Origin of the sequence: Mammaliicoccus sp. B-M6, from assembly GCF_022386965.1 — a bacterium.
Classification (GTDB): Bacteria; Bacillota; Bacilli; order Staphylococcales; family Staphylococcaceae; genus Mammaliicoccus; species Mammaliicoccus sciuri_A.
Map to the genome: position 1 here is coordinate 1 of NZ_JAJNHJ010000102.1, position 237 is coordinate 237.

Here is a 237-nt window from a genome sequence, read left to right on the forward strand (position 1 = left end):
ATTTCTAAGTCTTTCAAGTTCTTCATGTTCATTTTCATTTAGAGGTAAATTTTTATTATCTGATTTAGATCGTTTTTTAGTCATAGTGTGAGATCGTCCCTTTTGTTTTTTATCTATATCAAGACGACACTTTTCATCAAATTGATGTTGCCAATTGGCAATGATAATAGGATTAATAATCCTAAAGTGATTCGCAGTATCTTGATAAGACAACATATTTTCTTGTCTAAATTTTAA

Annotated in this window: 1 pseudogene; it reads right to left on the reverse strand. The window is 27.8% G+C overall.

The annotated features are described in order from the left end of the window. Positions 1-237, reverse strand: a pseudogene (locus LQ693_RS13615) (helix-turn-helix domain-containing protein); the annotation flags it as partial.